At 37.7% G+C, this 1,385-nt stretch carries 1 protein-coding gene; it reads left to right on the top strand.

What is annotated here, in order from left to right:
- Window positions 1-714: 714 nt before the first annotated feature.
- Window positions 715-1,385, top strand: a 671-nt coding sequence (locus NZ900_09720; GenBank protein ID MCS7234356.1) for a hypothetical protein, incomplete at its 3' end; no start/stop codon positions are given.

The raw sequence follows: 1,385 nt of genomic DNA, 5'->3' as shown, positions 1-1,385 counted from the left end.
AGATTAAAGCTCCAATTTTAAATATATAAGACTTACGCAGTTTATATTTTAGGGTTCTGTTAAATAATTCATCAAGGTCTAAGCTTTGGAGCAAGTGAGCAGTGGGAGCCCTTCTTAAACTTACTTGAATTGACAATTTTAAATTTAAAAAGCTTCTTCAAGTAGCTTAGCACTTTTTGAGCGGATTTTTCTTAGACCCACCCACTTCCCAATCGCTTTATTCAACAAAACGGAAAGACTAAGAAGAAGCTATCAATAGGCGTGTTCCATATATTTAATATATCCACACTCTGCAATAACTCCGCCGTCCTTTATCCCAAAGCAAGGAATACCCTCTTCCCTTCTTCCTCGCACCTTTATTTCATCTCATTAAACATCTCTCCAAGATTTCCCAGGGGTAGAAGTTCTTTACCTATTACCTAAGCAATTCATTCTTTATTAGTTGTCCAGGGATAACCTAGAGGCTTGTTAACATAGATTTATTGGAGACCTTCTTCGGCATAAGGATATACATCTTTTGTTATAACGGAAAAACCCTATAGCTATCGCCTGTTTTGGGTAAAATTGCTACAATTTAAAACAGCTATGAACTATTCCCAAAAAATCAAAAATAATTCGATTCCGAAGGTTTGCCATATAACCACAGTTCACCCTTATTATGATACCAGGATTTTCCTGAGGGAGTGTAGAAGTTTAAAGAAAGTAGGTTATGAGGTGATTTTAATTGCCCCTCATCAAAGAAACGAAACGGTTCAAGGAGTAAAGATAGTTGCTCTTCCCAAAACCAAGAACAGACTGAAAAGAATGTTCATAGTGGGGGCAAAGGCATTCCTGCTCGCACTCCAACAAAGGGCAGAAATATACCATTTCCATGACCCCGAGTTTTTACCTTGGGCTTTTCTTTTGAAATGTATCCGCCGGAGAGCGATAATTTACGATATCCACGAGGATTTCCCTGAATTTATACCCAGGAGAAGCCCTAAGCTGAGAAAATTCTCGTTTTTATTAACACCCTCACTTAGGTTCTTATTGGAATTTTTTCCTTCTCTTTTCTGTGATCTACTGGTATTACCCACTTACTCTCTTCAAAAGAAAGTAAATAAAAACAATAGCGTAGTTTTACTCAATCTGCCTACTCTTTTTGATTTTAAAAACTCCTCCTACTCTCTACATTGGTATGAGAAGCAGTATGATATAATCCATGTGGGTACACTCTCTGTTAGTCGCTTCCAATTTATGCTCCGTGTAGCGAAGTACTTGAAGGAACAAGGGGTGAAATTCAAATGGTTATTTATCGGTGCACCATCTTCTTTACGCTCCTGGATAGCAGCTAACAAAGATAAGGAATTTATAGACAAACATTTCCAGCTATTGGACTGGCTTCC

It is taken from the genome of Synergistota bacterium (genome assembly GCA_025060595.1).
Taxonomy (GTDB): Bacteria; Synergistota; GBS-1; order GBS-1; family GBS-1; genus 42-11.
The sequence above is the reverse complement of the archived record's forward strand: the minus strand, read 5'-3'. Positions and strand labels throughout refer to the sequence as shown.